We start from the raw sequence: 1,261 nt of genomic DNA on the forward strand, positions 1-1,261 counted from the left end.
TGGATATGCAAACAAAAACTGCACATTCAGTTAAGCTACATTTTTATAATTAATTTGATTGTTAAATTCTTCAATAGTTGCATAGTTCAAAGCTGAATGTCTTCTTTTTCTGTTGTACCAAACTTCAATGTATTCAAAGATTTCCAGTTTCATTTGTTCTTTAGAAATCAGTTTGTTTCCATAAATTAATTCAGTTTTCAAGGATTTAAAAAAGCTTTCCGCTACTGCATTGGCCCAACAATTTCCTTTGCGACTCATACTGCGGGTTATTTTTTTATAAGAATCAAGAACATTTACAAACTTTTTGCTTGCATATTGAACACCTCTGTCAGAGTGAAAAATCAAACCTTTCTCAATATTTCGATTTTTAACCGCCATTTTCCAAGCTCCAAGCGTAGTTTCATTTGTACTCATTCCCTCACTTAAACTCCAGCCTATAATTTTTCGGTCGTATAAATCCATAATAGTTGTCAGGTATACAAATCCCTCTTTGGTTTGGATATAGGTGATATCCGAAACCCAAACTTTTGAAGGTGTTTTCACAAGAAACTCTCTATTTAATATATTTTCGACGATTAAATAATTATGATTAGAATTAGTTGTTACTTTGAATTTCTTGCTTAATTTACTTCGCAAGCCTAGCTCTTTCATATATTTTGCTACAGTAATTCTTGAAATTTTATAACCAAAATGCTGAAGTTCTAATGTTATTCTAGGACTTCCATATCGTTGCTTAGATTCAAAATAAATCAACGTTATTTGCTCTTGTATGGTAATTTTTCGTTGTGACCTGGCGGTAATTATTTGTTTTTTCCATCGGTAATAACTTCCACTGCTAACTTTTAGAACTTTACACATTTTTTCAATCGGAAATAGTTGTTCATTGTTTTTAATGAAACTATAAATCATCGACCGCTCTTGGAAAAAATGCCGATTGCTTTTTTTAATATATCACGCTCCAACTCGGCATCTTTGAGTCTTTTCTCCAGTTCGTGAATTTTTTCTTGCTCGGGTGTTAGTTTTAAATTCCCCTTTCCAGGAAAACTTCCTTCTCCAAACTCCTCGAACTCTTTACGCCATTTATATAATTGTGGGGCTGTTACTCCTAACTCTCTGGCGAATTCAGATATGTTTGTTCTCTCATAACTTAATTGGACTGCTTTCTCTTTAAAAGCTTTGTCGTAAACTTTACGGACTTGTTTCATAGGTTAAAAGTAAGATTATTTCTTAACTTTATCTGATGACTAAGTTAGCATATCCA

General features: G+C 32.5%; 2 protein-coding genes. Both read right to left on the bottom strand.

Going from position 1 to position 1,261, the window contains the following annotated elements:
• Positions 1–30: 30 nt before the first annotated feature.
• Positions 31–909 (bottom strand): IS3 family transposase, encoded by an 879-nt coding sequence (locus IRZ80_RS20725; protein ID WP_410504324.1) that lies wholly within the window; start codon positions 907–909, stop codon positions 31–33.
• Positions 906–1,205: a transposase gene (locus IRZ80_RS21285; protein ID WP_410504325.1), complete on the bottom strand. Its 300-nt coding sequence runs from the start codon at positions 1,203–1,205 to the stop codon at positions 906–908. Before IRZ80_RS21285 ends, IRZ80_RS20725 begins: the two co-directional genes overlap by 4 nt.
• Between the last annotated feature and the right edge of the window lie 56 nt (positions 1,206–1,261).

The sequence above is a fragment of the Flavobacterium sp. HJJ genome, from assembly GCF_015351475.1.
Taxonomy (GTDB): domain Bacteria; phylum Bacteroidota; class Bacteroidia; order Flavobacteriales; family Flavobacteriaceae; genus Flavobacterium; species Flavobacterium marginilacus.

Bases quoted from the DNA above. Each gene is read 5' to 3' on its own strand.
- IRZ80_RS20725 (WP_410504324.1), bottom strand. From the start codon at position 909: ATGATTTATAGTTTCATTAAAAACAATGAACAACTATTTCCGATTGAA.
- IRZ80_RS21285 (WP_410504325.1), bottom strand. From the start codon at position 1,205: ATGAAACAAGTCCGTAAAGTTTACGACAAAGCTTTTAAAGAGAAAGCA.